Source organism: Sphingorhabdus sp. (assembly GCF_044239665.1).
Taxonomy (GTDB): Bacteria; Pseudomonadota; Alphaproteobacteria; order Sphingomonadales; family Sphingomonadaceae; genus Sphingorhabdus_B.
Genome location: NZ_JBIIBA010000052.1, coordinates 1 through 5,217, shown reverse-complemented (window position 1 = coordinate 5,217; position 5,217 = coordinate 1). Strand labels below are relative to the sequence as shown.

Genomic DNA, 5,217 nt, shown 5'->3' with positions numbered 1-5,217 from the left:
GATCCACGCCGCACCGATATTGTCCGTTCGCCGCATATTGAGGCGCAGCATCATTTGCCCTTACGCCCCGGCACCAATGTTGCCGTGCTGACCGCGATGGCGCATGTGATCGTGACCGAGGGGCTGGCCAATGAAGCCTTTGTCCGCGAACGATGCGATTGGGATGAATATAGCCATTGGGCCGAATTTGTTTCGCAAGCCCGCAACAGCCCCGAAAATCTGCAACCAGTCACTTTGGTCGATGCAGAAGAGCTGCGCGCAGCGGCGCGGCTATATGCCACAGGCGGCAATGGCGCGATCTATTATGGCTTGGGCGTTACAGAGCATTCGCAAGGCAGCTCAACCGTCATGGCAATCGCCAATTTGGCAATGGCAACGGGCAATATTGGTCGCAGGGGCGTTGGCGTAAACCCGCTTCGTGGCCAGAACAACGTCCAAGGCGCGTGCGACATGGGCAGTTTCCCGCATGAGCTTGCCGGCTATCGCCACATTAGCGACAGCAACGCGCGGTCCTTGTTCGAAAATGACTGGGGCGTGACGTTGGATCCGGAACCCGGCCTGCGCATTCCCAACATGCTCGACGCGGCGGTCGATGGCGTGTTCAAGGCGCTTTATTGCCAAGGTGAGGATATCCTCCAGTCCGACCCGAACACAGCCCATGTGTCCGCAGGGTTGGCGGCGATGGAATGTGTCATCGTCCATGATCTTTTCCTCAACGAAACCGCAAATTACGCGCATATCTTTCTGCCCGGATCGACCTTCTTGGAAAAGAACGGCACCTTCACCAATGCCGAACGCCGCATTCAACCCGTGCGCAAGGTGATGACCCCCATGAACGGCTTGGAGGATTGGGAAGTCACGCAAAAGCTGGCACAAGCGATGGGGCTGGATTGGAACTATAGCCACCCGTCGGAAATCATGGACGAAATCGCGCGACTGACGCCAACTTTTGCCGGCGTATCCTTCGCACGGTTGGATGACGTAGGATCGCTGCAATGGCCTGTGACCGCCGATGCGCCGGACGGATCACCCATCATGCACATTGATGGCTTTGTGCGCGGCAAGGGCAAATTTGTTGTGACCGATTATGTCCCAACAGATGAGAAAACCGGCCCGCGTTTCCCGTTATTACTGACCACGGGGCGGATATTATCGCAATATAATGTCGGTGCGCAAACGCGGCGGACCGAGAATGTCGCGTGGCATCCCGAGGATCTGCTCGAAATCCACCCTGTGGATGCCGAAGATCGCGGCGTCAAATCGGGCGATTGGGTGAAGCTGGCGAGCCGCGCGGGTGAAACCACGTTGCGCGCCAATGTGACCGACCGCGTGGCCCCGGGCGTTGTCTATACCACATTCCACCATGCGGTAACGCAGGCCAATGTTGTCACCACCGACTATAGCGACTGGGCAACCAATTGCCCCGAATATAAGGTCACAGCGGTGCAGATCAGCGCCTCCAACGGACCAACCGAGTGGCAGGAAGAATATGAGGCCTTGTCGGCCCGCTCCCGCCGCGTGGAAACGGGGATTGCCGCCGAATGAACAGTGTGGAGCGCCTCATCCACATGGCGAACCAGATTGCGACCAATCTGGCAACCGACGCTGCGCCCGCTGCGGCGGTCGCAGACCATATCCAGACATTCTGGGACCCGCGGATGAAAAAGATGATTTTTGCCCATGGGACCGATGGTCTGTCGCCAATTGCTGCGGCCGCCATAAGCTTGCTGGCCGACGCGCAAAATGGCGGTTGAACAAGGCGCAAAACCTATACGCTTTGCGGTGCTTAAACCCGATCATGGTTCGCCCGAAGCTATAGACCGAGCCGTCATCTCCGAAGCGCCCATCGCTATCGAATATAATGGCATCGGCTATGCCGTGATGATGGCAACGCCAATTGACCTTCAGGATTATGCCGTGGGTTTCAGCCTGTCGGAAGGGTTGATTGAGCGCCCAGACGATATTCTGGCCCTCGACGTCCATCAGTCGGAATTGGGCTGGATATTACGTATTCAGCTACCCCAGAAAAACGCCGAGAAAGTCGTTGCCCGCGCCCGTCAGCGTGTATCGGAAAGCAGCTGCGGCCTATGTGGCATGGACAATCTCGAAGAAGTCATGCGCCCTTTGCCGCCGGTAACGGCGCAGATTGCGGTCGCCGATGCGGCGATCTTTTCGGCGCTATCCGCATTGCGGTCGCACCAGAGGTTGAATGCCCATACCGGCGCGGCGCATGCGGCGGCATTTTGCACGCCCGACGGCGCTATACTGATAACGCGCGAGGATGTTGGTCGTCATAATGCGCTCGACAAGTTAATTGGGGCACTGGCCCGCACCGACATCGACATCTCGGCTGGCTTCATCATCCTGACCGCGCGGTGCAGCCTTGAACTGGTGCAAAAGACGATCCTTGCTAACTGTCCCATGCTCGTGACGATTTCAGCTGCAACCGACTTGGCGATCAACATCGCGCAAAAAGCTGGCCTGCGCTTGGTCAGTCTGGCGCGGGCGGACTCGGCGCTTGCCGCAATGCCCCAAAACGGCTGATTAACCAGCTTCGAAGCATCGAAATGACCGGATCAGCCAGATCATCGGCGTGCAGTTTCAAATAATAGCCATAGCCGTCTTCAATCACCGCGTCATAGGGCATTACGAGCCGTCCATCGGCGATTTCCTGCGCGAACATATCAATATCGCCCAAAAAGACGCCATTGGCTGCCATGGCATATTGCGCAGCCGCAATCGTAGTATCAAAGGCAAGACCACCGGGCGTCGCAACGGCCAACTGGCTTTGCCGGAGATAGGCCGTCCACAAAAGGTCGCGCGGCTCGCCATCCAGTTTGACGTGCAAAAGCTCCTCACTTTTCAAAAACGCCTCCAGTGATTTGCCCTGACCGCTGGCCGCTGTTGCCGGCGAACATAAAGGCGCGACGCGCACCATCCAGAGAAGGTCGGTAATCCGGTCATCGACATTGGGCCGGTCATACACAATCGCCATGTCGAAATCGGTTGCGGGCAAGCCCGTCACATGCGCACTCGAAACATCGAGGCGCAAATCGGGATGTTCAACGTGAAAATCACGCAGCATCGGCAGGAACAATTGCTGAAGCAGCGATGGCGGCACATGCAGCCGCAGCGAACGGCCCGTCACATCATCATCGCGAATGGAGTTCATGGTTTGCTCCAGTCGGTCGAGACATTTGCTCACCACCGGTAACAATTCTTCGCCTGCCGCCGTAAGCGAAAGCCGCGATGCGTCGCGCACAAACAATTGCTTGCCCAACAGTTCCTCAAGCCCGCCAACATGACGGCTCATCGCACTTTGCGACACCGAAAGCGCCGACGCACCACCGGTGAAGCTTAAATTCTGTCCTACCGCTTCAAACGCGCGCAGGGCATTCAACGGCAACCAGCGACGGTTAATGGTGCTACGATTGGATATGATATCGACCTTTCGACTGCGGGCATTTTTATGTCTGCAACATTGCCCGACATTTTGACATAGGGCTATGCGAAAATGCGATTTTATTCGTTTACATATCTGGCCCATTCGAAATGCTAAGGGAATTGCATAAAGGCCAAGTCATGGATTTGAAGCGGATCAGCACGCTTTTTGAACAGCGTCGCGAAGGGCATACGTTGCCGCAGGCTTTGTATATAGAAGCCGAGAGTTTTGATTTTGATATGGCCGCGATTTTTGGCCAAAGCTGGTTGATGGCTGGAATGGAATGCGAGCTGCCAAAAGCGGGCAGCTATGTCTCGATGATGGTCGGCAAATGGCCTGTGATTATCACGCGCGATAAAGAAGGCACGATCCGCGCTTTTCACAATAGCTGCCGCCACCGTGGCTCCATGATTTGCGCGCCGGGCACTGGCACAGCGCCCAAGCTGGTTTGCCCTTATCATCGTTGGACCTATGATCTCGACGGCTCCTTGTTTGCAGCAGGCCGGATGGATAGCGATTTTGACAAAAGTGCGCATGGCCTAAAGCCGATTGCCATTGAATGTATCGCAGGCACTATTTTCATCTGCTTATCGGACACGCCGCCGCCAATTGAAGACTTTCGGGAAAAGCTTGCCGAATATTCCGCGCCACATGACCTGAAAAACGCAAAACTAGCCTATGAAAGCGTTCTGGTCGAAAATGCCAATTGGAAACTGGTGATGGAAAATGGCCGGGAATGCTATCATTGCAGTACCGGTCATCCCGAATTGTCGAAGACATTCCCGGTAGGCATGTCGAAGCATTTTGACAGCGGCCATGATGCGCGCGTCATAGCTTTTGAAGAAAAAATGGACGCGCTCGGCCTGCCACAAACCCCTGTTGAAGGGCATTACTGGCAAATCGCCCGTTTTGCATTGAACGAAGGCTGTGTTTCGATATCGAGTGATGGCCAGCATTTGTCCAAAAAATTAATGTGTGACGCCAATGACGGCGATATCGGTTCGATGCGCTGGGCGGTTGATCCGCATTGCTTTGTCCATTGCACGGCGGACCATGTTTTCATGTTCAGCGCTATGCCTGTTGGCCCCAATGAAACCCATGTGACGGGCAAATGGTATGTGCATAAGGATGCCGTAGAAGGCGTCGATTATGATGTCGAAAAGCTGATTTCATTGTGGACCATGACCAATTTGGAAGACAAGGCGCTGGCCGAAAACAATCAAATTGGCGTCAACAGCCTTGGCTACACACCGGGCCCTTATTCGCAAGAAGCTGAAATGCTCGCGCTGCGTTTTACCGACTATTATTGCGACAAGGCCCGTGCGTATATTGCGACTCATGGCAAAGGATAACATCAAGGGGTTGCGTCCCGAAACGCTCGCGGTCGCTTATGGCTATGCCCCTGAAATGGGCATGGGATCGGTGAAGCCACCGATTTTCATGACATCCACCTTTGTCTATCCCACAGCGCAGCATGCCAAAAATGTGCATGAGGCGTATTTTGACGGCACGGGGCCATTGGTCGGCGAAACCAACCATATTTATTCCCGGCTTGGCCATCCCGGATTGGATTTTCTGGAAAAGCGTCTGGCCGCCATTGACGGTGCAGAAGAGGCGGTTGCTTATTCAAGCGGCATGGCCGCGCATTCCAGCATCGCGCTTGCGTATGTCCGCCCCGGCGACAGCATATTGCACGGCCGCCCTATCTATGGCGGGGTCGACATGCTTTACAATGGCATCATGCCGCAATTTGGGTCGCATGCCGCCGCATATCT

General features: G+C 55.4%; 6 protein-coding genes. 5 read left to right on the top strand and 1 reads right to left on the bottom strand.

The window, feature by feature from the left end:
• The 3 genes from ACILP3_RS10405 to fdhD all read left to right on the top strand — a co-directional run.
• Positions 1–1,545 (top strand): molybdopterin-dependent oxidoreductase (locus ACILP3_RS10405; protein WP_395616562.1); only part of this gene is annotated, 1,545 nt, incomplete at its 5' end.
• Positions 1,542–1,754 (top strand): formate dehydrogenase subunit delta, encoded by a 213-nt coding sequence (locus ACILP3_RS10400; protein ID WP_295493163.1) that lies wholly within the window; start codon positions 1,542–1,544, stop codon positions 1,752–1,754. The genes ACILP3_RS10405 and ACILP3_RS10400, both read left to right, overlap by 4 nt.
• Positions 1,755–1,782: 28 nt before the next feature.
• Positions 1,783–2,544 (top strand): formate dehydrogenase accessory sulfurtransferase FdhD, encoded by a 762-nt coding sequence (gene fdhD, locus ACILP3_RS10395; protein ID WP_395616561.1) that lies wholly within the window; start codon positions 1,783–1,785, stop codon positions 2,542–2,544.
• Here the strand turns inward: fdhD and ACILP3_RS10390 are convergent.
• Positions 2,492–3,406: a LysR family transcriptional regulator gene (locus tag ACILP3_RS10390; RefSeq protein ID WP_395616560.1), complete on the bottom strand. Its 915-nt coding sequence runs from the start codon at positions 3,404–3,406 to the stop codon at positions 2,492–2,494. The two genes, fdhD and ACILP3_RS10390, sit on opposite strands and share 53 nt — an antisense overlap.
• A 176-nt stretch (positions 3,407–3,582) precedes the next feature.
• On the opposite strand from ACILP3_RS10390, the gene ACILP3_RS10385 reads away from it, so the two are divergent.
• Positions 3,583–4,794 carry an aromatic ring-hydroxylating dioxygenase subunit alpha gene (locus ACILP3_RS10385; RefSeq protein ID WP_395616559.1) on the top strand — a complete coding sequence of 404 codons (1,212 nt, stop codon included), beginning with the start codon at positions 3,583–3,585 and terminating at the stop codon, positions 4,792–4,794.
• The coding region (locus tag ACILP3_RS10380; protein ID WP_395616558.1) for a PLP-dependent transferase at positions 4,781–5,217 on the top strand (437 nt) is incomplete at its 3' end. The genes ACILP3_RS10385 and ACILP3_RS10380, both read left to right, overlap by 14 nt.